Genomic DNA, 22454 nt, shown 5'->3' with positions numbered 1-22454 from the left:
ATGCGACAAGGACGCAAGATCCGGCTGACCACCGCGCTGGGCGCGGGTGTGCTGGCCGCGGCGCTGGCCGCCGCTCCGGCCACCGCCGCCCCGACCGGCTCGATCCTCCCCGCCGCCAACCCGGTTGCGGGCAGCTACATCGTGGTGCTGAAGGACCTGAACGCGAGCGCGGCCTCGACCACGAGCACCACCGCCCGCCTCGTCGCGCAGTACGGGGGCACCACGACCGCCACGTACACCTCGACCATCCGCGGCTTCGCGGCGAAGCTCGACGAGGGCTTGGCAAAGCGGCTGGCCGGCGACCCGGCGGTCGCGTACGTGCAGCAGGACGGCGTCGGCCGGATCGCCGGCACCCAGCAGAACCCCACCTGGGGCCTGGACCGGATCGACCAGAAGAACCTGCCGCTCGACCGCAGCTACACCTACCCGAACACCGGGTCTGGGGCGACGGCGTACATCCTCGACACCGGCGTGGACAAGCGGCACCCCGACTTCGAGGGCCGCGTCAGGGACGGCCGCGACTTCATCGACAACGACGCCGACGCCTCCGACTGCCAGGGCCACGGCACGCACGTGGCCGGGACCGTCGGCTCGAAGACGTACGGCGTGGCGAAGCAGGTGAAGCTGGTCAGCGTCCGCGTTCTCGACTGCCAGGGTTCGGGTCAGTACTCCCAGATCATCTCCGGCATCGACTGGGTGGCCGCCAACGCCACCAAGCCCGCGGTGGCGAACATGAGCCTCGGCGGTGGCGGCCACACCGCGACCGACAACGCCGTGCGGAGGGCGATCCAGAGCGGCGTCACCTTCGCCGTGGCGTCTGGGAATTCCAACACGGACGCCTGCGGCTCGACGCCGGCCCGCGTGCCGGAGGCGATCACGGTCAACGCCACCGACCGGCAGGACAGCCGGTCGTCGTTCTCCAACTACGGCCGCTGCACCGACATCTTCGCGCCGGGCACCGACATCACCTCCACCCTCAACGGCGGCGGCGCGGGCGGCATGAGCGGCACGTCGATGGCCACCCCGCACGTGGCGGGCGCGGTCGCGCTGTACCTGACGGCGAACCCGTCGGCGACGCCGGCGCAGGTGCGCGACGCGCTGGTGAACAACGGAACCCAGAACGCGGTGCGGAACCCGGGCTCCGGCTCGACGAACCGCCTGCTGCACGTCGGCTTCATCAGCGGCGGCGCCGCTTACTGATACCGACCGGTGAAAACGGAAGGCCCCGACTGCAGGCGGGGCCTTCCCCCCGTTTTCTTCGGACGCGGGAAGGGCTTGAGCTACACCGAACTCGAAGTTCTAGCGTGGTGTTCATGACGAAGGACACCGAAGAAGTCGCCGCGCTCGTCGAGGTGTACCGGGCCGGTTGGGCGAACCTGGACGCCGCCGCGCTCCGATCGATCTGGGACCCGGAGCACGAAACCGTGTACTGCCCCTCCGAGCTGGACCGGCCGCTGGTGGGCAAGGCTTCGGTCGACCGCTACTTCGACCGCGTCCTCTCGGGCATCCGCCACGTGCACGTCATGGCCGTCTCCGACGTCCGGATCGACATCATCGACGACATCGCCTGCGTGTTCTTCGCCTTCCACCTCGAGGGGGTGGGCGCGAGCTCCGAGCCGTTCACCGTGCAGGGCCGCAACACGCTGATCGCGCATCGCAAAGCCGGTGGCTGGAAGGGAATCCACTACCACGAGTCGCTGCGAGGTCCCCTGGCAGGTTAGGCGACCGGACTCCGGAAAGCCACCCGCTACGGGCGTTCCAGCATGGCCTGCGCCATGGCGACCTGGCTCGGCGCCAGCGCAGTCGCGCCGTCCTCGACGTCCCACAGGCTGTTCTGCAGCACGCGTCCGAGCGTCCAGCCTGCCGCGCGCTCCCGGTCCAGGCCGAGGGCTTCGGTGAGCAGGTCGAATCGCCGGTGCACGACGCGGATCGGGTCGCCGGTGGCCACCGCCGCGTCCCACTCGCTGTCCAGGGCGGGCCACAAGTCGAACCCCGGGTCGCCCGCCAGCGGCTCCGGGTCGATCGCCAGCCACGGTTCCCGCTCGCCGGCGAGGACGTTGCCGTAGTGCAGATCCCAGTGCAGCAGCCGATCGCCGGGCTCGTCGACCAGGTCGGCGACCGCTGCTGCGCACGAGCGCAGCAGCTGTTGATCGGCCGGGTCGGTCAGCGCCGAAACCGCTTGGGGCGCTTGGTCGAGCATCTCGGCGGCGATCTCGCCGAGCCCCCGCAACCCCTCCGGCGCGGGCACGGCCGTCAACCGGCGCAGCAAGTCGGCGAGGATGCCCATCGCCTCGTCGTCGTCCGCGACGGAGGCCAGGGTGCGCGAACCGTCCAGGCGTTCCAGCAGCATCGTGCAGTTCGCCGGGTCGTGGTCGAGGAGCCGCACGATCCCGCTGCCGTTCCAGGTGCGCAACCCGACGAGCGCGGCCCTGGTTTCCTCCTTGGGCGGCTGGAACCTCAGCACCGCGCGTTCCCCGCCCGCGCGGACGACGGGCGCCACGAGCGAGGCCTCTCCGGCGGCGACGTCCCCGTCGGGAGCGAGGTCCCACTTCTCCAGGTGCTCGGCGACCTGACCGGGCAGCGCGGCGATCCAGGCCCTCCCCGCCTCGCTCCTGCCGTAGGACGCCAGCAGCGTGTCCGGGACGCCGAACGCGAGCATGTGGGGATTTCCTTTCGGCGGCAGGGCTTTCCTGCCTGCCAGTGTACGGACCCGAGCGGGCGCGCCGCCGCAAGCGATGATGGCTGCTTGCGGCGGCGCGGGTTCCGGTCGTCAGGCGTGAGTGACGATGAGGGTGACCCCGGCTTCTCCGCCGCAGTCGACGAAGACCGGGCCCACGCCGTTGCCCACGGTGTCGCTCAGCCGGGCCTTCGCGAGGAACCCGGCCGGGTTGGGGTCGATGATGCGCACGTCTTCCAGCACCGGCTTCGTTTCCGAGAAGCCGCTGAGCACGGCCTTGAGGCCGGTTCCGCCGCCGCAGTCGCCGGTGATGGTCACTTCCTGGCCCCGCCAAACGGGATTCGGGTCGACCTGGACGGTCGCCCGGGCCCCCTTGGGTGGGGCGGGGGCCGCGCCGGGCTCGGGCGCGGCGAACGCCCCACTGCTGGTAGCGATGATGATCGCGCCCGCTGCAACGGTCAGCCCGATGGCGGCGGCGACAGCCTTCTTCTTCAGCACAACGACATCCTCAGATATTGGTCCTATTAGGACCTGATTGGTTTCCGTCGTCCCGCCGGTGTGGAGTCGGCCGTCCGGCAGGATCTGGCCGTAAGTCGCGGCGGTCGTCGCCCCGGGTTCTCCCGAGTGATCTGCATCACTTAAAGAACCGTGGGGTGCTCGGTCGCCGTCTTCCGGGGCGTGAGGGGAAACCGGGTGCCGATGGCTTCACTGGACGAAGCGCAATTGGTCGGCCGCATCGCGCGAGGCGACCGCGCTGCCTTCGAGGAGCTGTACCGGCGCACCTCGCCGTGGCTGGCGCTGCGGCTGCGCCGCAGGTGCGCGGACGAGCAGCTCGTCGCCGAGGTCATGCAGGAGACCTACCTCGCCGTGTGGCGCGCTGGTGGGACGTTCGCGGGAGACGCCGTGGGCGGCACCGCCGTGGGGTGGCTGTGGACCATCGCCGCGCGCCGCCTGGTGGACGGTTTCCGGCGGCAGGCCCGGTACGCGCAGGTGCGTGCGGTCGCCGTGGAGCCGACCAGCGCTCCCGCCGCCGAAGACGACGCGCTGGCCCGTGAGGTCGGGGGAACGGTGGGCGACGCGCTCCGGCGGCTGGCTCCGGAACTGCGGCAGGTGTTGCAGGCGATGGTGCTGGACGGGCTGTCGGTCCGGGAAACCGCGCTGCTGCTCGGTGTTCCCGAAGGAACGGTGAAGACCCGCGCCCGCCGGGCGCGGATTGCGATGCGGGAGGCGCTGTCATGAGGGTGCGCGAACACGACGGCGATCACCTCGCGGCCGAGCTGGTGCGGCGCTACACCTGCGACGATCCCGCGCTGACGGCCGACGAGACCTGGGCGGTGGAAGCCCATCTCGAATCCTGCGCGGCGTGCCGGGGGCAACTGGCGTCCGGCATCTCCGGTGATGTGACGGCGCTGCTGGAGGGCGTGTGGGCCGAGCTGGAGCCCGCGGTGGCCGCGAGCGCGCCGCAGCCCGCCGGGAACCGGTGGCTGCGGCACCTGCGCACCTGGGCGTCGCCGGTGATGCTGCCGTGGTTCGGGATGACCGCGCTCGTGCTGCTGCTGGCCCTCGCGGTCGACACCTGGACTCCGTTGCTGAGCGAGGGATATCCGTCCATGGTGCTGCTGCTTGCGCCGGTGGCGCCGCTGTTGTGCGTGGCGACGGCCTGGTCGCGCGGCCTGGACCCGGCGCACGAAGTGCTGGCCGGCGCCGCCCGCGGGGGAGTGGAGCTGGTGCTGCGGCGCACCGCGGCCGTGCTGGCCGTGGTCATCCCGATGCTGCTGGTGGTGGGCTGGGCGGCGGGCACGTCGCCGGCCCGGTGGTTGCTGCCCTGCCTGGCCTTCACCGCGGGATCGTTGGCCCTCGGTAGCTTCGTCGGCGTCACCCGGGCAGCCGTCGGCCTCATCGCGCTGTGGGCCGGGGCGGTCGTCCTGCCGAGCCTGTTCGCGGCCGGTTCGCTGCTTCCGCTGGAGCCGTCCGCCGCTCCGCTCTGGGGTGCGGCTCTCGCAGTCGGCGGGGTGGTGCTGGCGGTGCGCTCGCGCTCCTGCACCCGGCTCGATAACCCGTGAACCCGTAGATCCATTGTGGACATGAGGAGGAGATGATGGCACGCGCGGTGAGCGCCGAGGAAATCGCGCCCACTACCTACGCCGCCGAGATCCGCGCCGAAGGGCTGCGGGTGCGGGCCGGGCTGCGGATGGCGGTCGACGGCCTGGACCTGTCGTTCGGCACCGGCGTGCACGGCCTGCTCGGCCCCAACGGCGCGGGCAAGACGACGCTGATGCGCGCCCTGGCGACGGTCGCCCGGCCGGCCGGGGGCACCCTGGAACTGCTGGGGCACCCCATCGGCCGGGGGCGCGAGGTGCGCCAGGTGCGCCGGCGGCTCGGCTACCTGCCGCAGAACTTCGGGTTCTACCGGCGGTTCACGCTCCGCGAGTTCACCGAGTACGTGGCCTGGCTCAAGGAGGTCCCGAAGCAGGACCGGCCGGGCGCGGTGCAACGCGCGATCGAGCTGGTCGGGCTCGCCGACCGGGCCGACCACCGGATGCGGACGCTCTCCGGCGGGATGGTGCGCCGCGCCGGCATCGCCCAGGCCATCGTCAACGACCCGCAGATCCTGCTGCTCGACGAGCCGACCGCGGGCCTGGATCCCGGGCAGCGGCTGCGGTTCCGCGAACTCCTGCACCGGATCGGCCAGGACACCTGCGTGTTGGTCGCCACGCACATCGTGGAGGACGTCTCCGCGGCCTGCGCCGACGTGACGCTCATCGACCGCGGCCGCCTGGTGTTCCGCGGAACGCGCGAGGAACTCCTCGGAGCAGGTGGAGAAAGCAGTCCCGGCGACAGCCCGGCGGAGCGCGGCTACTCGGCGCTGCTGGCCCGGCACCGCGGCGACGCCGAACGGCCCGGGGGATCCTGGTGAGCGCGCGGATGGTGCGGATCGACCTGCGGCGTTCCAGCGCCCTGGTGACCGGCGCGGCGATCTTCTCGACAGCGGTGGGGTTGCTGTACCTGCTGACCAACGCCCCGTGGCAGAAGTCCACCGGAGCCTGGTACCTGCAATGGGATTCCTTCGTCTACTACCTGCGCTTCATGCACTTCGCGCTGGTGCCGGTGGCGCTCGGCGGTGGGGCCCTGCTGGGGACGCGAGACAGCCGCAGCGGGGTGGCGGAGTTGTTCGCGTCGGCGCCGCGACCCGCGTGGCAGCGGTCGGCGCACAGCGCCGCGGCGGTCGCCCTGGCGATGGTCGCCGCCTCGGCCGCGATCCTGGTCGCGGGCGGCGTCTCGGTGGTGGCCAACGGCGGCTTCTTCCACCTCGGCTGGCTGCCGGTCGCGGCGGTCGGAGCGTTGTCGCTGGTCGCGGCCGGCTGGCTCGGCATGGGCATCGGCCGGCTGCTGCCGTCGTTGCTGACCCCGCCCGTGGTGGCGGCCGCCGGGTTCGCGATCCTGATCCGCGCGCATGCCACGACGATCAACGCGGAGTACTTCACCGGGCCGGGGTCGAGCGTGCCGGAGCTGATGACGCCGATGCTGGCGGGAACGACGCGCACCGCCTTCATCGCGGTGTCGGGCACGGTGAGCGCGGTGCAGCTCGGGTGGTTCGCCGCGCTGGCGACGACCGCTCTCGGCCTGGTGACCGCGAGCCGTCTCGGAACCCGGATCGCGGCGCTGCTGCCCGCTGTGCTCGGGCTCGTGGTGGCGGTGATCGCCTTGCCGCGCGACGCCGACGCCGTCTACGTCCTCAACGGGGAGACGGCGGCGCTGGTGTGCACCGAAACCCGCGACGTGTGTGTCACCCGCGCGCACGCCCACGAGCTGGAAGCCCTCACCGGGCCGGCGCGGGAGGCCTTGTCGCTGCAGGGCAAACTGCCGGATGCGCCCCGCGCCGTCGCGGAGATCCCGACCCGCGGCACCGTCCCGCACGTGCCGCCGGGCGTGCTCCCGGTGGACTTCGACGAGCTCGAACGCGCCGGAGAGGACTCGCTGTCGGCCCGGATCAGCCTCCTGAGCGGCACCGTCCCGGGATGCAACGAGTGGTACGGCGACGAGTCGCAGGCCGCACGCACGGTCATTGCGTCTTGGCTCACCGACGAGTTCACGCCGATGCCCGACTACTACGGCGCCGACGACGAGATCCGGGAGCGGGCGGGATCGGCCTGGCACGCCTTGCGCGCCCTACCGCCGGAAACCCAGCCCCAGGCGGTCGTGCAACTGCGCGCGGCCATCCAGACATGCCAACCCGATCCGCTCGCGGTCCTCGCGCCGGGCGGGTGATCCCGGTGCGAGGGCTGGCTTTGTACCTTCGTTCCCGCCGTGTCCCGGCGACATGCGCCGTGCTCCTCGTGTCGACCGCCGCGGTGTGGGCGTTGGGCCGCTGGAGCGCCGATCCGCCGGGCACCGCCCGGATCGTGGTCGCCGGGCTAGCGCTCGGGATCTCCGTGGGAGCGGTCGGCCTTGGCGGCGCGGACGCGGCGCTGGATCGCACCGCCGCGCTGCGCTGGCCTCCCCTGCGGGCGGGACACGTCGTCGCGCGCGTGCAACTGGCTGTAGCCGTCGCTGAGCCGCAACTCCGCGATCATCTTCGGCGAGATGATCCCGGCGGTCGCCCCGTCGAGGAGCACCTCGTCCCCGGCGCAGCTGAGCAGGTTGCGCCCGGCGAGCGCCAGGTTGACGTCGTAGTACGAAACCTGTTCGAGCAGGCGCACACCCAGTTCCGCACCGGCATTGCGCCCGTACACCAGGGACACCGGGCCGAGGCTCACCTGGGCGAGATCGGCCGTCACGCTCGAATGGCACCGCCCGACCGGCGTCAGCAGGTGCGGCGTCAGGAACCGCGACACGCTCGTCCGGAACTCGTCGACGTCGCTGCCCCGCAGCACCATGTAGCGCTCCAGAGCACCCATCGCTCGCCACCGCCTCACCACGTGACCAGGAATCCACGGTAGCGCCCGCGGGGCCATCAATATCTGGTGCGGGACTCCCGGACGTCAGCCACGGCCGACCGGCCACGAGCGTCGATGCCGGTTCAGCCGCGCATCATTCGTCCGCCCGGATGGCGCGGGTGGGGCACAGCAGGACGGCCTGCAGCACCGCGTCGCGGGCCTCCGCCGGGGGCTCCGGTTGCAGGAGCGCGACGATGCCGTCCTCGTCGCGCTGGTCGAAGACAGCTGGGGCCGTGAGCGCGCACTGTCCTGCGCCCGCGCACAGCTCGGTGTCGGCGGTGATCGGGCGGGTGGCCAGTTCGTCGAATTCGCGATCCGGCAGCGACCTGTTGAGCTGCAGGAGCTCGTCGGCGAGCCGGCCGACCGCGTAGCGGGTGTCCGGGCGGTCGGCTTCGACGGCCTGCCGGATGGTCTCCGCGACGACGCCGGGTTCGGAGCCGTCGCCCAGCTCGGTTTCCCCGCGCCGCGCCATGGCTTCTGCCATGTCCCCATACGGCCCGCCGCCGGAGAATTCCCTAAGCTGCGCGGCGGTCTGATCCTCGAACTCGGTCTTGATGATGCCGGGCTGGACGATCACGACATCGATGCCGAACGGCTCGACCTCCATGCGGAGCGTGTCCGAGAAGGCTTCGAGCGCGTGCTTGGACGCGTAGTACCAGGCGCCGAGCGGCAGCGAGATCTCGCCGCCGATCGAGGAGACGTTGACGATCGTGCCGGACCGCTGCGCGCGCATGTGCGGCAGGACTAGCTGGACCAGCCTGGCCGGCGCGAGGAGGTTGACTTCGAGCTGATCGCGCGCCCGATCCAGCGGCACGTCCTCGATCGCGCCGTGCAGGACGGTTCCGGCGTTGTTCACGAGGACGTCGATCCGCTGCTGCTCGTCGAGGATCCTCGCGACCACCCGGTCGAGGTCCTCGCCGTCGCGCGCGTCCATCTCCAGGGCGTGGCCCCCGGCAGAGTGGATGGCGTCCATCTTGTGCACGCGCCGCGCTGCGCCGTAGACGGTATGGCCGGCGCGCAGGAGTTCCAGCGCGGTGGCGCGGCCGATTCCCGATGACGCGCCGGTGACGAGGCAGACCTTGGTGACCACTTCCGCTACACCTCCCAGGTGACGGGCAGCCGGTGGACGCCGTAGATGAGCATGTCGGTCCGCATCGCCACGTCCTCGGCCGGAATCGCCAGGCGCAGCGCCGGGAATCGGGTCACCAGCGCGGGAAGCGCGACCTGCAGTTCCACCCGGGCCAGCTGCTGGCCGAGGCACTGGTGGATGCCGTGGCCGAACGCCACGTGCCCGCTGCCCGCGCGGAGCAGGTCGAGGACGTCGGGGTCGGCGAAGTGCCCGGGATCGCGGTTGGCCGCTGGGATCGAGACGGTGACCGTCTCGCCCGCCTTGATCTGCGCGCCGTGCAGCTCGACGTCCTCCAGTGCGGTGCGGATCGTGAAAGGGATGATGCTCAAGTAGCGCAGCAGCTCCTCGACCGCGCGACCGGCGATGCCGGGGTCGTCGCGCAGGACGGCGAGCTGGTCGGGATGGCTCAGCAGCGCGAAGGCGCCCAGCGCGAGCATGTTGGCCGTGGTGTCCAGCCCGGCGCCCAGCAGCACGAACCCGATGTTGACCAGTTCTTCGTCGGTGAGGTCGGTGGCGGTGAGGCCGCTGAGCAGGTCGTCGGTGGGCGCGGCGCGTTTGGCGAGCACCAGCTCGCGGACGAACTCGTGCACCGCCCCGTACGCGGCAGCCAGCTGCTCCGGCGGCAAGTCCAGCCGGAACATGTCCAGCGCGTGCGCCTGGAAGCGCGCCCGGTCCGCGTACGGCACGCCGAGCAGCTCGCAGATCACCTGCGCGGGGACGGGCTGCGCCAGGGCCTCCACCAGGTCCACCGGGCCGCCGTGCCGCTCCATCTCGTCGAGGTGCTGGGCCGTGATGTCCTCGATCTGCTCGGTCAGCCGGCGCATGCGGCGGACTGTGAACTGGCCGGTGAGCAAGCGGCGGTACCGGGTGTGCTCCGGCGCGTCCATGGCGTTGAAGATCCCGGGCGGCGCGGGCTGGTCGCTGCCGGGGACGCCGGGAATCGGCGTGTGCCGGATCTCGGGCCGCACGCTGAACCTCGGATCTGCCAGCACCTCGCGCACCAGGGCGTGGCTGGTCGCCAGCCACCCCTCGTGCCCGTCCGGGTAGCTCAGCCTGCTCAGCGGCGCCTGCTCGCGCAGCTCGGCGAGCCCCTCGGGCGGGTCGAAGGGGCGGTGGGCCGGCCGCGTGGTCGGCAGTGACGGGGTCATGCCGGTCTCCTTCCACATGATTCGTTCGCGGTGCGCGAAACGCTAGGACCGCATTTCGCGCTTTCGCAACCGGAGAATTCGGTTCTTCCAGGTAGGAGAAGTACGATCGGTGCAATGACATTGATGCTGAATGCACCGACGGTGCGTGGGCTCGTGAGTGCGCAATCGGGCTGGAGCCCGGTTGCGCACTCACGAGCCTCAAGCGCTGTTCGGCGACGAGTGGAGGCGGGGATGCCGGGAGGTCGGCTGACGCACGAGGAGCGCCGGCGGATCGGCGCCGGACTGGCGGCCGGGCTCGGGTACGCGGAGATCGCCCGCGAGCTGGGGCGGCCGAGGTCGACCATCAGCCGCGAGGTCGCGCGCAACGGCGGGGTCCGGGGCTACCGGGCCAACCAGGCGCAGCAGGCGACCGCGTGGCGGGCCCGGCGCCGCAAACCGGGCGGGCACCCGGAAATCCCGGCCGCTGACACCGACGGGCGCGACCCGCGGACGGTCCGCGAGTTCGAGGAGCGGTTCGTCGGCATGATGGTCGAGACGGGGCTTCCGGTGATGATGGCCAGGATCCTCGCCTGCCTGTTCACCAGCGACACCGGCAGCACCACCGCCGCCGAGCTCGTCGCCAGGCTCCAGGTCAGCCCCGCGTCCGTCTCCAAGGCCGTCGGCTGGCTCGAACAGCGGGGCCTGGTCGGGCGTGAGCGCGACGGCCGGCGGGAGCGGTACGTGATCGACGAGCACGTCTGGTACCAGGCGTGGCTGGCCAGCGTCGGGTCGATGGCCAGGTGGGCGGACCTGACCCGGCAGGGCGCCGATCTCCTCGGCGACGCCACCCCGGCCGGGGCCCGCCTGGGCGCCACGAGCCGGTTCTTCCAGCACCTCGGCCGGGACATGGTCCAGGCCGCCGAGCACTGGCGCCAGACCCTCTCCAACAAGCCCTGACGGCGGATCACCTCCGGCTACGCCACTGGCTGGGACTGCACCCGAACCGGCCCCGGAACCAGCGCGAGAAGTTGCCCGGCGTGGAGAAGGACAGCAGTTCGGCGATCTCCGTCATGCTGTACCGCCGGTTTCCCACCAGGTTCTCGGCCAGTTCGGCCCGCGTCGCGTCGAGGATCGACGAGAACGTCTCGCCCGCGTCGGCGAGGTGGCGGTGCACCGTCCTGCGGTCCACCCCGAGGCTGCGCGCGACCTGTTCGACCGAGCAGCGCCCGGTGGGCAGCAGGATCTCGATCAGCTCGCGGACGCGGCTCGATGTCGTCGTTTCCCCTTGCGACTCAAGGGAATCGAGGATCTGGTAGGCGTAGTTGCGCATCAGCGGGTCCGACCGCTTGTTGGCCACGTCGAGGTCGTGGGCGTAGAACGTGATCCCGTTGAACTCCTGCTCGAACTTGGCCGTGGGGCCGAAAACCCTCCGGTGGGTGCTCGCGTCGGCCGGTGCGCGGTGCGTGAAGCAGACCGCGATCGGCTGCCAGAGCGATCCGAGGAAATCGCGCAGGAGCCGGTGCAGCGTGCCGAGGGCGAGCTCGGTGGCCTGCCTGGTCTCGGTCTGCTCGCCGAGTTCGAAGCCGACGCGGATGGTCGCCAGTCCGTTGCGCACGACCATGTGCATCCGCAGGGCCTCGTTGTACATGTGCTCGTGGCGGATCAGGATCGTCAGGGCGCTGCGGACGTCGGGTTCCTCGCGGATGACCAGGCCCAGCGGACCGAGGTTGGCGAAGCGGCGGCGTTCGGCCAGCTGCAGCGCGAAGTCCTGGTGCCCGGACTCCGCCGCCGACCGTTCGAGGAGCCGGGCGACGGACACGGCCGGGATCCACCGGTCCTGGAGCGCCATCCCGGCCGGGTCGAGCCCGACGCCGCGCATCAGGCGGGTCGGCTCGATGCCGACCGACCGGCTGACGTCGATGTAACTGTTCAGCGAGGCGTAGCGGGCGAGGGGCTTCATCATCACTCTCCGCGATGTCACCAAGTGATAATCATCGTGTCCCGCGAGGATAAGACCTGGCCCTCGTCGGCGCCTAATGTCGCCTCCATCACAGCCGATCCCGCTCCGAGATTCCGATGGAGAACGTCATGGCCGAACCAGCGACGCAGTGCGGCTCCTCGGCGATCGGGACCCCGTCCGCCGATGTGCTGCGGGAGCCGTGCCGGACTGCTGCGGCGTGGCGGGCGGCCGACCTCGGCGGCCCGGCCGAGTGGCGGTTCGAGCTCTCGCCGTCCCACCTCGACGAGCTGGACACCGCGCTGAAAGCGGTGCGGAAGAACGGGATCGTGCTCCTCCGGATCACCAGCGAGCGGTTTCCCCTTCCCTCGCTGGGAGCTGAGCTGCGACGCATCGCTCGTGCTCTGGAGAACGGGCGAGGTTTCGCCGTGATCAAGGGGCTTCCCGTGCAGCGGTACGACGATACCGAGATCAACACGCTCTTCTGGGGAATGGCCCAGTACCTGGGTTCTCCGGTTTCGCAGGACTCCTTCGGGCGCAAGCTCGGCCGCATCCGGGGTGCGGCGGCGGGGCCGGAACTTCGGACGGGCGGCTCGGATGTCGCGGCGCTGCTGAGCCCGCGGCTCGGCGGGCGCAGCACCGTGGTGAGCTCGGCGGCGCTGTACAACGAGTTGCTGGGGCGGGATCCGCTCCTGGCCGAGCGCATGTACCGGCGCTTCGGGTTCGACCGTTGGGGCGAGCAGCTCCCCGGGGAAAGGCCCTACCGCTCGGTTCCGCTGGCGTGCTGGTGCGACGGCAAGCTGAGCGTCCGCTACGCCCGGCGCGACATCGAGTCGGCCCAGCGGTACCCGGAGGTTCCCCGGCTGGAACCCGCCGACGTGGCGCTGTTCGAGCTGATCGACCGGCTCGCGGCCGCGGCCGAACTCCGGTTCGGCTTCGACGTCGAGCCCGGTGACATCCAGCTGTTCAACAACTACGCGGTCCTGCACGCGCACGCCCAGGGTGGCGGCATCGCGGACCCGGCGGCCGACGACCGCCTGCGCCGGCTCTGGCTGACGCTCCACAATGGACGAAAGCTGCCGCCGAACTTCACCTGGGAGACGGCCGGGTACGGCGGTCCGCGGGGACGCGGGGGAGTGACGCCCCGGGACGTCATCGCCCGGGCGAACTGACCGGGCGGACAGGGAAATCAACCGAGCAACGGCACGGGCGGATTCGTCCGTGCCGCGAAGGAGCACGCCATGGCACGAGCCGTTCGCTTCCACGAGACCGGTGCGCCGGAGGTCATGCGGTGGGAGGCCGTCGACGTCGGCGAGCCCGGCCCGGGCGAGGTCCGCATCCGCCACGAGGCGGTCGGGCTGAACTTCGCCGACACCTACTTCCGCACCGGCCTCTACCCGGCCCCGCTGCCCGCGGGCATGGGCGTCGAAGCGGCCGGTGTCGTGGAAGCGGTCGGCGCCGGCGTGGAGCACGTCCAGGAGGGGGACCGGGTCACGTACACGGGCAGCCCGCTCGGGGCCTACAGCACAGAGCGCGTGATGCCCGCCGCGCCGCTGATCGCGCTCCCGGACGAGATCGGCTTCGACACGGCCGCCGCGATGACCATGCGTGGGCTCACCGCTTCCTACCTGCTGCGTCGCATCCACCCGCTGCGGCAGGGGGACACCGTCCTGCTTCACGCCGCGGCCGGGGGAGTGGGCCTGATCTTCTTGCAGTGGGCGAAGTTGCTGGGGATCAAGGTGATCGGCACGGTGTCGACGGAGGCGAAGGCCGAGGTCGCGCGCGCCCACGGGTGCGACCACGTCGTGCTCTACAAGCAGGAGGACGTGGCCGCACGGGTCCGGGAGATCACCGACGGCGCGGGCGTTCCGGTCGTCTTCGACAGCATCGGCGCGGCCACCTTCCAGTCCTCGCTCGATTCGCTCGCCCGGCGCGGCCTGCTGGTGTGCTTCGGCACCGCCTCCGGCCCGGTCCCGTCCATCGACGCGATGCAGCTCGCCATCAAGGGATCGGTGTTCGTCACCCGCCCCGCGCTCGCCGACTACATCGCCGACCCGGCCGAGCGCGCGGAGCTGGCGGGGGAGCTGTTCGGCCACGTCGCCGACGGGCGGATCCGGATCGGCATCAACCAGCGCTACGCCCTCGAAGACGCGGTGCAGGCCCATCGCGACCTCGAAGCGGGCCGCAGCATCGGATCTTCGGTCTTCTCCCTCTGACGCAGCGAATCCTCGCCGCCGCAACGGTTTCCGGGCGGCGGCGCGACCAACCAACCCGAGGAGGAATCATGTCCAACGCAGTCCAGACGTCCCGGCCGACCACGATCGAGCACGAACAGCTCACGTGCACCATCGGCGCCGAGCTGTTCGGCGTCGACCTCGGCGACGTCGCGCACGACGAGGCGCTGTTCGCGGAACTGCACGCCTTGCTGCTCAAGCACAAGGTGCTGTTCCTGCGCGACCAGGACATCAGCCGGGCCGACCACGTGGCGCTCGCCCGGCGCTTCGGATCGCTCGAAGACCACCCGGTGGCCGGCAGCGATCCGGATCACCCGGGCCTGGTGCGGATCTACAAGGATCTCGACAGCCCCGCCGAGCACTATGAGAACGCATTCCACTGCGACGCCACCTGGCGGGTGAACCCGCCCATGGGATGCGTGCTCCGGTGCGTGGAAGGCCCGGCGGTCGGTGGCGACACGATCTGGGTCGACATGGCCGAGGCGTACGCGAAGCTCCCCGACCACATCAAGCACCAGATCGAAGGACTGCGCGCCCGGCACAGCATCGAGGCCTCCTTCGGCGCGGCGCTGCCGGTGGAGCAGCGCCACCAGCTGAAGGAGCGGTTCCCCGACGCGGAGCACCCGGTGGTGCGCACCCACCCCGAAACCGGCGAGAAGATCCTCTTCGTCAACGCGTTCACCACGCATTTCGTCAACTTCCACACGCCGGAGAACGTCCGCTTCGGAAGCGACTACGCCCCCGGGGCGAGCAACCTGCTCAACTACCTGATCGCCCAGGCCGCGATCCCGGAGTACCAGGTGCGCTGGCGCTGGACCAAGAACAGCGTCGCGATCTGGGACAACCGGTCCACGCAGCACTACGCGGTCCAGGACTACTGGCCCGCGGTCCGCAAGATGGAGCGCGCCGGGATCATCGGCGACCGGCCGTTCTGACCTCCCTCCGGGAGTTTCGTTCCGCCGCTTCGGAAAAGGAGAAGAACGATGCACTTCCACGACGACTCGCTGTTCCCCGAGAACCAGGAGAAGCTCGTCATCACGGCGGCCCCCTACGGGCCCGAGTGGGAGCCGGAGGACTTCCGGGAGGACCTCCCGCTGACCATGGACGAGCACGTCCAGCAGGCGGTCGACTGCTACAACGCCGGGGCCACGGTGCTGCACATCCACGTGCGCGAGCTCGACGGCAAGGGGTCCAAGCGGCTGTCGAAGTTCAACGAACTGCTGGGCCGGCTGCGCGAAGCCGTCCCCGACATGATCCTGCAGGTGGGCGGCTCGATCTCGTTCGCGCCCGAAGGCGAAGGCGCCGACGCCAAGTGGCTCAGCGACGACACCCGCCACATGCTGGCCGAGCTCGACCCGGCCCCGGACCAGGTCACCATCGCCATCAACACCAACCAGATGAACATCATGGAGTTGATGACCGAGGACGACATCGCCGGGACCTCGCTCGCGCGGCCGGCGGTGGCCGAGGCGTACCGCGAGATGTACGTGCCGGCCGGCCCGGCCTGGGTCGAGGAGCACCTGAAGCGCCTCCAGGCGGCGGGAATCCAGCCGCACTTCCAGCTGGCGAACATCCCGCAGCTGGAGACCGTCGAGCGGCTGATCCGGCGCGGTGTCTACACAGGACCGCTGATGGTCACCTGGGTCGGCATCGGCGGCGGGTTCGACGGCCCCAACCCGTACAACATGATGGAGTTCATCCGCCGCGTCCCCGACGGAGCGGTGCTGACGCTGGAAACCCTCATGCGCAGCGTCCTGCCGGTCAACGCGATGGCCATCGCCATGGGGTTGCACACCCGTTGCGGCAACGAGGACACCATCTGGGGGCGCAAGGGCGCGAAGCTGACCTCGGTCCAGCAGATCGAGCAGCTGGTGCGCATCGCGGGCGAGCTCGGCCGGGAAGTGGCCACCGGCAAGGAGGCCCGCGAGATCTACAAGATCGGCGAGCGCTACGCCGACGCCGACGAGACCCTCGCCAAGATCGGGTTCGCCCCGAACCGCAAGCCGGGGCAGGTCGGCTTCACGCACCACGCCTAGCGGCCGGAGATCCACCGGACGCCGTTGGGGAGGCCGGGGCGCGGCGCCTCACGAGGGCCCGCGCCCCGGCCCCGGATTTCGCCAGGGGGACGAGCTTTCCACCGGACGCATCAGCAGCAAGCCGAGGAGTGACAATGAAGTCGCACGCTCTGCCCGCCCGGGAACTCCCCAGCGGGGCCGCGGCCGCCAAGCCGCGGATCTACCCCTGGGTGGTCTTCGCCCTGACGTTCGCGCTGTTGCTGTCGGACTACATGTCCCGGCAGGTTCTCAACGCGGTGTTCCCCTTCCTGAAGGCCGAGTGGGCGCTGTCCGACTCCCAGCTCGCCTCGCTGACCAGCATCGTGGCGATGATGGTCGGCCTGCTCACCTTCCCGCTGTCTGTGCTCGCCGACCGGTGGGGGCGTGTCCGGAGCCTGGTGCTGATGGCGACCATCTGGAGCCTGGCGACGGTGCTGTGCGCGATCGCGGCCGACTACGGCCAGCTGCTCGGCGCACGATTCCTCGTGGGGGTGGGCGAAGCCGCCTACGGCAGCGTCGGCATCGCGGTGGTGCTCAGCGTGTTCGCGCCCCACGTGCGCGCCACGTTCGGCGGCGCGTTCATGGCGGGCGGCTCGTTCGGCTCGACGATCGGCGTCGCGCTCGGCGGCTTCATCGCCGTCCACTTCGGCTGGCGCTGGGCCCTGGCGTTCATGGCCGTCGTCGGCCTGGTCCTGGTCGTCCTGTTCCGGCTGGTCGTCACCCAGCGCAGGCTGGATCAGCACCGGTTCGAGGACGAGGCCGCCGTCGAGCCGGGCACGAACGGCGGATACCGGGCTCCGCTGTCCAGCCTGTTCTCGAACGCTTCCGTCCTCTGCGCCTACGTCGGAAGCGGATTGCAGATGTTCGTCGCCGCCGTGCTGCTGGCCTGGACACCCAGCTACCTCAACCGGTACCACGCCATGAGCCCGGACGCGGCTGGATTCGTCTCGGCGATCCTGGTCCTGCTCATCGGCGCCGGGATGATCGTCTGCGGCGTCATCACGGACCGGGCCAGCCGGCGGCGCCCGGAGCGCAAGTGGACCACCTCGATCGGCTACGGCGCGGCCGCCGCTGTCCTGCTGATCACCGGTTTCCAGTTGCCGGAAGGCGTTCCGCAGCTCGTCGTGATCGGCTGCGGCGCGTTCTTCTCGGCGGGCGCGTCCGGGCCCGCCACCGCCATGGTCGCCAACCTCACGCACGCGTCCGTGCGGGCCACCGGGTTCGGGTCGCTGACCCTGGCGAACAGCCTCCTGGGCCTGGCCGCGGGGCCGTTCGTCGTCGGTCTCCTGGCCGATCGCCTCGGCCTGCTGGGGGCGCTGCAACTCGCCCCGCTGGTCTACCTCGGAGCCATTGCGGCGCTGCTGATCGGGAAGCGCCGCTACCCGGATGCGCTGCGGCGGCTCGCGGCACTCGACAGACGTCCTTCGGCATGACCGAAGCGCAAGATCGGAGCAGCAGTTGAACAACCCCGAGAACCCGACCGTCCTGATCGTCCCGGGCCTGCGGGACCACGTGGCCGACCACTGGCAGACCCATCTCGCCGGGAAGCTGCCGAACACCCGCACGGTGCCGCCGCTCGAACACGACAAGCTCAGCCGGGAAGCCCGGGTCGAGGCGCTCGACCGCGTCGTGGCGGACATCGCGGGACCCATCGTCATCGTCGCGCACAGCGCCGGGGTGATGATCACCGTCCACTGGGCGCAGCGGCACGCGCGTGAGACCCGGGGTGCCCTGCTGGCAACACCGCCGGACTTCGAATCGCGGCTGCCCGACGGCTACCCGGTACCGGACGACCTGTACCGCAACGGTTGGCTGCCGACGCCGCGCGAACTACTCCCGTTCCCCAGCATCGTGGCGGCGAGCACGAACGATCCCCTCGCGCGCCTGGCGCAGGTGGCCGACATGGCCCGGGACTGGGGCAGCCGACTGGTCGACCTCGGCGCCGTCGGGCACCTGAACCCCGCCTCGGGGTACGGGCCCTGGCCGCGGGCCGAGGAATTCGTCCGCGAGCTCGCCCGAACGCACGAAGACGCCGCGCACTGACACCGCCGAACCACGACGTAGGAGACCAAGCGTGCTGAACCTGGCCATGTTCCTCGACGACTCCGCCCGCAGGTATCCGCGGCGCGACGCCCTGGTGTGCGGCGACCGGAGGCTGAGCTACGCGGAGGTCGGCGCGCTCGCCAATCGGATCGCCAACCTCCTGGTCTCCCGGGGGATCCGGCCGGGCGACAAGGTGGCGGTCACCTGCCCGAACGTGCCGGAGTTCCCCGCCGTGTACTACGGGATCCTCAAGGCCGGTGCGGTCGTCGTACCGCTCAACGTGCTGCTCAAGGAGCGGGAGATCGCCTACTACCTGGCCGATTCGGACGCCCGGGCGTACTTCTGCTTCGAGGGGGATCCGAGCCTGCCGACGGCGGAACGCGGCCGCGCCGCGTTCCGGCAGACCCCGGCCTGCCGGGACATGTTCGTCATCACCGCCGAGAGCACCGCACCGGTCGGGGAGACCGAGACGCTGGCGCAAGCGCTGTCGGCCCAGCCCGGGGAATTCGAGACCGTGGTGCGGGAGGCGACCGACACCGCGGTGATCCTCTACACCAGCGGCACGACCGGGCGGCCGAAGGGCGCCGAACTCACCCACGCCAACATGGTGATGAACGCCCTGACGGCCAACCAGATGTTCGGCAGCACCCCGTCGCAGCACGACACGCACCTGGTAGCACTGCCGCTGTTCCACTCCTTCGGCCAGAGCATCGATATGAACGCGGGATTCTCCGTCGGCGGGACCCTGGTCCTGCTGCCGAGGTTCGAGGCGCAGGCGGCGCTGGAGCTGATGGTCGGCGAGGACGTCACGGTGTTCGCGGGCGTCCCGACGATGTACTGGGGCCTGCTCGGCGCGCTCGGCGAAGGCGTCGACGTCGAGCGGATCGCGCGGAACCTGAAGCTGGCCATCTCCGGTGGCGCGGCGCTACCGGTGGAGATCCACTCGCGGTTCGAACAGCGCTTCGGCGTCCGGATCCTCGAAGGCTACGGCCTGTCCGAGACGTCACCGCTGGCCCTCTTCAGCCCGCGCGGGCAGGCGCCCCGGCCGGGCTCGATCGGCCTGCCGGTCTGGGGTGTCGAGGCCGAGCTGGTCGATGCCCGGTGGAACGCGGTGACCGGAGCCGACGAGGTGGGCGAGATCGCCATCCGCGGCCACAACGTCATGAAGGGCTACCTCAAGCGGCCGGAGGAGACGGCCGAGGTGATGCGCAACGGCTGGTTCCGCACGGGCGACCTCGCCCGCCGGGATGGCGACGGCTTCTACTACATCGTCGACCGGGCCAAGGACATGATCGTCCGAGGAGGGTTCAACGTCTACCCGAGGGAGGTGGAAGAGGTGCTGATGAGCCACGAAGCGGTCTCCCTCGCTGCGGTCGTAGGAGTCGAGAACGACAGCCACGGCGAGGAGATCAAGGCGTTCGTGATCCCGGCGGAGGCGGCGAAGATCACGGAGGAGGAGCTGATCGCCTGGTCCAAAGAGCAGATGGCGAGCTACAAGTACCCAAGGCAGATCGAATTCGTCAAAGCCCTACCAATGACGGCAACAGGAAAAATCCTCAAACGACAACTGACCCAGACTCCGTAGGAGCCACGCCGTCGGATCCGGATCAGCTCACGTTCGGCTTCTGGCTACTGCTGTACGGAAATCAGAGGGGCGGCGTCTCCGAGCCGATGAGCAACCCAGCGGCGCGCGACGCCGACCAGCGGCGCGCGCTGCGGGCCGGGGCTGACCCTGGCCATGTGGTGCCACACCCCGAGCACGGCGACGGCGAAGTCGGTGCGCAGTTGTTCGCCCACCGAAGACCATGCAGGTACAACGTCGTCGGCCCATCGTTCGGCAGCTGGCGGGGTGTGGCCGGCGCCGATGAGGCGCAGCACCAGCAGCCCGGCGTCGACCCACGGCGCGGCGCGGCGCGACCACGCCCAGTCGACCACCCGCGCCCGCTCGGACACCAACACGTTGAGCGGGTGGAGGTCGGTGTGGGCGAGCGCGTCGCCGTCGATCGCGGTGAATGCGCGGTGCTCGCGATCGACGAACTCGTCGAGCCGGTCCCGCACCCACTCGTCGGCCTCGGCGTCCTGGTCGTGCGCCAGGCGGCGCCATGCGGCCAGCCGCGCCCACTGCTCGGCCAGCCGCGGCGCATAGATCGGCGACGGGGTCAACGCGCCGCCGATCGTGTGCAAGGTGTCGGCGACCAGCGGCAGGTCCGGTGACCCCGGTGAGAGGTCGGCGTGGTGCCCCGGCACGTGCTCGAAGCCGAGCAACAGCCACCCGTCGACCTCGGACTCCCACAGCAGCCGCGGAGCCACGCCCAGCGGAAGGTACGGATTCACCTGCGCCTCGTGCCGGTGCATCCGGGCCTGCGGAGTGTCGAGTCGAACGCCCTTGCAGAAAAGGACGTGTCCGCCACCGGTGTGCAGGGTGGCGGACACGTCCGAGTTCCGCCCGGCGTCCGGGAGCACCGCTCGTGTCACGCTGCCGCACTGGTTCTCGATCGCGGCACGCACGGCGGCCGGTAGTTCGCTCCAATCACGTCGGGTCATAGGTGCTCACTTCTTCGGCGGCGGGTCCGGCGGTGGGTCGTTGTAGCAGCCGTTGTGACACTGGCTGCATACGCTCGTGTCCTCGGCGAACCATAGCTCTCGGTCGACGAGGAACCCGGTCTGCTCGATCGCTTCGACGGTGCGGCGTCGCACCTCGATCGGGTCGGCCTCGGACACCATGGCGGCAGTGTCCTCGGGCACGTGGTGCAGGAACCGGCCCGCGACCCGCTGGCAGAATTCGGCGTACTCGCGGGTGTACATCAGGAACTCGTGCCACCCGTGGTCGACCATCGGGCTCGGGGCGAGCGGCTCACCTCGGTTGCGGGCACATGCACTCAGGAAGGCCAACGTCTGATCCACGATGCGTTCGGCCATCTCCCGGTCGATCTCGGCGTGCTCGCGCACGATGCGCTCGACCAATCGGAAGAACAGGTCATCGGGTATCAGGGACCGTGCGGCTGTCCGTTCGAGGACGGTTGTCATGTTTCCTCCTGCCTTGTAAGTGGTTTCGGACGTGAAATTCAGCGGGAGACGGGCTGCATCGCGTTCGGTGGTTCGGCGCTGATCGACGCCGGCCGGTAGGCGATGGGGCGGCCGATGTCGGGCGGCAGGAAGCACAACGGGCTCGGCTCCAGCACTGCGATCGGCGCTTGGGAGTGCCCGGGCGCGGGAAGCGCGAGGACAGCGCGCAAGGTCCACACCGCCGACGAGTGGTACTGCCACGACACCAGCTCGGGCGCGAACGGGTCCAAGCCGGGCATGGTCGGCGTCCGGTAGGCGGTCGCGTCGTTCTCGCCATCCTCGCCGCGGAGGATCACCACGTCTGCGCAGGTCCGCCACCTGCGTACCGCCGCCAGGATGTCGGGACCATGCGGCGGACCGAACACCCACAGCCCCCACGCATTGCGGCGCAGCTCGGTCAGCAAGAGGTCAATCCCGGACGTGCTCAAGGACGGGCCGCCCTCCAGACTTGCCGACGCTCCCGAGTTGGTCATGTCCTGACCTTCGTCGGAAAGTGCGGGGCATCCGACACGTTTTCCGGGCCATCACGGGACAGATTGCGATCTGACCCGCTGCGCGCATGTGGATACACTCGGTGATCGATCGTGAAAGGGGACATCGTGCCGACGCCGAACACGTCGCTTCGCGCAGCGCGGGAGGCCACCGCGTCCCGCATCCCTGACGAGTGCATGTCGCGGTCCGAGCTGGCCGACGAGGTGAACCGCTACCTGTTCGAGGCGACCGGCAAGCGGTACGACCTCGATCGACACCAGATCGCGCGGTACGAGCGTGGCGAAGTCAGATGGCCGGGCGCGGCCTACCGCGCAGGATTTCGTGCAGTGCTCGGCGCGAAGTCCGACAGCGAACTCGGGTTCATTCCGCGTAGGCAGGCACCGGCACCGTCTCGATCCGTGGGGGCAGACGAACAGCCGGCGGGCTGGCATCCTTCGGACGTCGTAGCCACTGCCGAGGAAATGACGAGTCAGGACGTGACCCTTTCGCGACGCAAAGCAATGATTTCCGCAGCGGCCGTCGTTGGTGCAGCCCTCACCGAGCCCCTGCAGGGCTGGTTGGTGCCCCAACACGTCCGGCTCACTGGCACCGCAGCGATCAGCGGAGCTGAACTAGTAGTGCTTTGTTAGGTTTTGGCGTGTCGTTGTGATCATCTACTGTGGATTGTGGTTGACTTCGGTGGTGACTCCGGATGAGATCGATCGGATGCGTCCGCGGCTGGTGGAGTTCGCTGCACGG

At 70.4% G+C, this 22454-nt stretch carries 24 protein-coding genes and 1 pseudogene; 15 read left to right on the top strand and 10 right to left on the bottom strand.

Annotated features, from left to right (window positions below; translation table 11 throughout):
- Both E1288_RS21200 and E1288_RS21195 read left to right on the top strand, forming a co-directional pair.
- Positions 1–1200 (top strand): S8 family peptidase, encoded by a 1200-nt coding sequence (locus E1288_RS21200; protein ID WP_132487738.1) that lies wholly within the window; start codon positions 1–3, stop codon positions 1198–1200.
- 113 nt (positions 1201–1313) lie between these two features.
- Complete coding sequence (locus tag E1288_RS21195; RefSeq protein ID WP_132487736.1) at positions 1314–1721, top strand: YybH family protein; 408 nt, start codon at positions 1314–1316, stop codon at positions 1719–1721.
- Positions 1722–1747: 26 nt separating this feature from the next.
- Here E1288_RS21195 and E1288_RS21190 read toward each other — a convergent pair whose 3' ends face one another.
- Both E1288_RS21190 and E1288_RS21185 read right to left on the bottom strand, forming a co-directional pair.
- The gene (locus E1288_RS21190) at positions 1748–2659 is read right to left on the bottom strand and encodes an aminoglycoside phosphotransferase family protein (RefSeq protein ID WP_132487734.1); all 912 of its coding nucleotides are present in this window, start codon (positions 2657–2659) and stop codon (positions 1748–1750) included.
- A 111-nt stretch (positions 2660–2770) separates the two neighbouring features.
- Positions 2771–3175 (bottom strand): hypothetical protein, encoded by a 405-nt coding sequence (locus tag E1288_RS21185; protein WP_207954471.1) that lies wholly within the window; start codon positions 3173–3175, stop codon positions 2771–2773.
- Between the two features lie 201 nt (positions 3176–3376).
- Between E1288_RS21185 and E1288_RS21180 the strand changes: the two genes are divergently transcribed.
- From E1288_RS21180 to E1288_RS21165, 4 genes are read left to right on the top strand one after another with little or no spacing between them, the layout of a single operon-like run.
- The gene (locus tag E1288_RS21180; protein WP_132487732.1) at positions 3377–3916 is read left to right on the top strand and encodes an RNA polymerase sigma factor; all 540 of its coding nucleotides are present in this window, start codon (positions 3377–3379) and stop codon (positions 3914–3916) included.
- Positions 3913–4740, top strand: a complete 828-nt coding sequence (locus tag E1288_RS21175) for a zf-HC2 domain-containing protein (protein ID WP_132487730.1) — start codon at positions 3913–3915, stop codon at positions 4738–4740. The genes E1288_RS21180 and E1288_RS21175 overlap by 4 nt, the downstream gene beginning before the upstream one ends.
- Before the next feature lie 35 nt (positions 4741–4775).
- Entirely contained in the window at positions 4776–5594 is an 819-nt protein-coding gene (locus E1288_RS21170; RefSeq protein ID WP_132487728.1) for an ABC transporter ATP-binding protein, read from the top strand.
- Positions 5591–6946 carry a hypothetical protein gene (locus tag E1288_RS21165; RefSeq protein WP_132487726.1) on the top strand — a complete coding sequence of 452 codons (1356 nt, stop codon included), beginning with the start codon at positions 5591–5593 and terminating at the stop codon, positions 6944–6946. The genes E1288_RS21170 and E1288_RS21165 overlap by 4 nt, the downstream gene beginning before the upstream one ends.
- Positions 6947–7092: 146 nt before the next feature.
- Here the strand turns inward: E1288_RS21165 and E1288_RS21160 are convergent, their stop codons facing one another.
- From E1288_RS21160 to E1288_RS21150, 4 genes and pseudogenes are all read right to left on the bottom strand, one after another.
- On the bottom strand, positions 7093–7575 hold the full coding sequence (locus E1288_RS21160) for an AraC-like ligand-binding domain-containing protein (protein WP_132487724.1): 483 nt from the start codon (positions 7573–7575) through the stop codon (positions 7093–7095).
- Positions 7576–7708: 133 nt separating this feature from the next.
- A complete protein-coding gene (locus E1288_RS48870; protein WP_268951851.1) occupies positions 7709–7897 on the bottom strand; it encodes a ferredoxin in 189 nt (62 codons plus the stop codon).
- 3 nt (positions 7898–7900) lie between these two features.
- A pseudogene (locus tag E1288_RS21155) lies at positions 7901–8704 on the bottom strand (oxidoreductase); the annotation flags it as partial.
- Positions 8705–8709: 5 nt separating this feature from the next.
- Positions 8710–9891: a cytochrome P450 gene (locus E1288_RS21150; protein WP_132487720.1), complete on the bottom strand. Its 1182-nt coding sequence runs from the start codon at positions 9889–9891 to the stop codon at positions 8710–8712.
- Between the two features lie 231 nt (positions 9892–10122).
- On the opposite strand from E1288_RS21150, the gene E1288_RS49855 reads away from it, so the two are divergent.
- Entirely contained in the window at positions 10123–10827 is a 705-nt protein-coding gene (locus tag E1288_RS49855; protein WP_132487718.1) for a MarR family transcriptional regulator, read from the top strand.
- 7 nt (positions 10828–10834) lie between these two features.
- On the opposite strand, the gene E1288_RS21140 is transcribed toward E1288_RS49855, so the two are convergent.
- Positions 10835–11833 carry an AraC family transcriptional regulator gene (locus E1288_RS21140; protein ID WP_207954470.1) on the bottom strand — a complete coding sequence of 333 codons (999 nt, stop codon included), beginning with the start codon at positions 11831–11833 and terminating at the stop codon, positions 10835–10837.
- Positions 11834–11958: 125 nt separating this feature from the next.
- Between E1288_RS21140 and E1288_RS21135 the strand changes: the two genes are divergently transcribed.
- The 7 genes from E1288_RS21135 (at position 11959) to E1288_RS21105 (ending at position 19743) form a co-directional block, all read left to right on the top strand.
- On the top strand, positions 11959–12999 hold the full coding sequence (locus tag E1288_RS21135) for a TauD/TfdA family dioxygenase (protein ID WP_165968197.1): 1041 nt from the start codon (positions 11959–11961) through the stop codon (positions 12997–12999).
- Positions 13000–13068: 69 nt separating this feature from the next.
- Positions 13069–14043, top strand: coding sequence for a quinone oxidoreductase family protein (locus E1288_RS21130; protein ID WP_132487714.1), 975 nt, complete (start codon positions 13069–13071; stop codon positions 14041–14043).
- Between the two features lie 68 nt (positions 14044–14111).
- Positions 14112–14996: a TauD/TfdA dioxygenase family protein gene (locus E1288_RS21125; protein ID WP_132487712.1), complete on the top strand. Its 885-nt coding sequence runs from the start codon at positions 14112–14114 to the stop codon at positions 14994–14996.
- Between the two features lie 48 nt (positions 14997–15044).
- Positions 15045–16097 carry a BKACE family enzyme gene (locus tag E1288_RS21120; RefSeq protein WP_132487710.1) on the top strand — a complete coding sequence of 351 codons (1053 nt, stop codon included), beginning with the start codon at positions 15045–15047 and terminating at the stop codon, positions 16095–16097.
- Between the two features lie 134 nt (positions 16098–16231).
- Positions 16232–17548, top strand: a complete 1317-nt coding sequence (locus E1288_RS21115) for an MFS transporter (protein WP_132487708.1) — start codon at positions 16232–16234, stop codon at positions 17546–17548.
- Between the two features lie 25 nt (positions 17549–17573).
- The gene (locus tag E1288_RS21110) at positions 17574–18158 is read left to right on the top strand and encodes an RBBP9/YdeN family alpha/beta hydrolase (protein ID WP_235883709.1); all 585 of its coding nucleotides are present in this window, start codon (positions 17574–17576) and stop codon (positions 18156–18158) included.
- Positions 18159–18189: 31 nt separating this feature from the next.
- Positions 18190–19743, top strand: a complete 1554-nt coding sequence (locus E1288_RS21105) for a long-chain-fatty-acid--CoA ligase (protein WP_132487704.1) — start codon at positions 18190–18192, stop codon at positions 19741–19743.
- A gap of 44 nt (positions 19744–19787) precedes the next feature.
- Here E1288_RS21105 and E1288_RS21100 read toward each other — a convergent pair whose 3' ends face one another.
- From E1288_RS21100 to E1288_RS21090, 3 genes are read right to left on the bottom strand one after another with little or no spacing between them, the layout of a single operon-like run.
- Positions 19788–20702, bottom strand: a complete 915-nt coding sequence (locus E1288_RS21100) for an aminoglycoside phosphotransferase family protein (protein ID WP_132487702.1) — start codon at positions 20700–20702, stop codon at positions 19788–19790.
- 6 nt (positions 20703–20708) lie between these two features.
- On the bottom strand, positions 20709–21185 hold the full coding sequence (locus E1288_RS21095; RefSeq protein ID WP_132487700.1) for a glycine-rich domain-containing protein: 477 nt from the start codon (positions 21183–21185) through the stop codon (positions 20709–20711).
- A 38-nt stretch (positions 21186–21223) separates the two neighbouring features.
- Entirely contained in the window at positions 21224–21697 is a 474-nt protein-coding gene (locus E1288_RS21090; RefSeq protein WP_235883708.1) for a hypothetical protein, read from the bottom strand.
- Positions 21698–21808: 111 nt separating this feature from the next.
- On the opposite strand from E1288_RS21090, the gene E1288_RS21085 reads away from it, so the two are divergent.
- Positions 21809–22345: a hypothetical protein gene (locus E1288_RS21085; protein WP_132487698.1), complete on the top strand. Its 537-nt coding sequence runs from the start codon at positions 21809–21811 to the stop codon at positions 22343–22345.
- Positions 22346–22454 lie beyond the last annotated feature (109 nt).

The organism is Saccharopolyspora elongata (genome assembly GCF_004348985.1).
Classification (GTDB): Bacteria; Actinomycetota; Actinomycetes; order Mycobacteriales; family Pseudonocardiaceae; genus Saccharopolyspora; species Saccharopolyspora elongata.
This window is presented reverse-complemented; position numbering and strand designations above follow the sequence as displayed.

Bases quoted from the DNA above. Each gene is read 5' to 3' on its own strand.
- E1288_RS21120 (WP_132487710.1), top strand. From the start codon at position 15,045: ATGCACTTCCACGACGACTCGCTGTTCCCCGAGAACCAGGAGAAGCTC.
- E1288_RS21195 (WP_132487736.1), top strand. From the start codon at position 1,314: ATGACGAAGGACACCGAAGAAGTCGCCGCGCTCGTCGAGGTGTACCGG.
- E1288_RS21125 (WP_132487712.1), top strand. From the start codon at position 14,112: ATGTCCAACGCAGTCCAGACGTCCCGGCCGACCACGATCGAGCACGAA.
- E1288_RS21090 (WP_235883708.1), bottom strand. From the start codon at position 21,697: ATGACCAACTCGGGAGCGTCGGCAAGTCTGGAGGGCGGCCCGTCCTTG.
- E1288_RS21160 (WP_132487724.1), bottom strand. From the start codon at position 7,575: ATGGGTGCTCTGGAGCGCTACATGGTGCTGCGGGGCAGCGACGTCGAC.
- E1288_RS49855 (WP_132487718.1), top strand. From the start codon at position 10,123: ATGCCGGGAGGTCGGCTGACGCACGAGGAGCGCCGGCGGATCGGCGCC.
- E1288_RS21095 (WP_132487700.1), bottom strand. From the start codon at position 21,185: ATGACAACCGTCCTCGAACGGACAGCCGCACGGTCCCTGATACCCGAT.
- E1288_RS21175 (WP_132487730.1), top strand. From the start codon at position 3,913: ATGAGGGTGCGCGAACACGACGGCGATCACCTCGCGGCCGAGCTGGTG.
- E1288_RS21100 (WP_132487702.1), bottom strand. From the start codon at position 20,702: ATGACCCGACGTGATTGGAGCGAACTACCGGCCGCCGTGCGTGCCGCG.
- E1288_RS21200 (WP_132487738.1), top strand. From the start codon at position 1: ATGCGACAAGGACGCAAGATCCGGCTGACCACCGCGCTGGGCGCGGGT.
- E1288_RS21115 (WP_132487708.1), top strand. From the start codon at position 16,232: ATGAAGTCGCACGCTCTGCCCGCCCGGGAACTCCCCAGCGGGGCCGCG.
- E1288_RS21135 (WP_165968197.1), top strand. From the start codon at position 11,959: ATGGCCGAACCAGCGACGCAGTGCGGCTCCTCGGCGATCGGGACCCCG.
- E1288_RS21190 (WP_132487734.1), bottom strand. From the start codon at position 2,659: ATGCTCGCGTTCGGCGTCCCGGACACGCTGCTGGCGTCCTACGGCAGG.
- E1288_RS21150 (WP_132487720.1), bottom strand. From the start codon at position 9,891: ATGACCCCGTCACTGCCGACCACGCGGCCGGCCCACCGCCCCTTCGAC.
- E1288_RS21140 (WP_207954470.1), bottom strand. From the start codon at position 11,833: ATGATGAAGCCCCTCGCCCGCTACGCCTCGCTGAACAGTTACATCGAC.
- E1288_RS21170 (WP_132487728.1), top strand. From the start codon at position 4,776: ATGGCACGCGCGGTGAGCGCCGAGGAAATCGCGCCCACTACCTACGCC.
- E1288_RS21180 (WP_132487732.1), top strand. From the start codon at position 3,377: ATGGCTTCACTGGACGAAGCGCAATTGGTCGGCCGCATCGCGCGAGGC.
- E1288_RS21130 (WP_132487714.1), top strand. From the start codon at position 13,069: ATGGCACGAGCCGTTCGCTTCCACGAGACCGGTGCGCCGGAGGTCATG.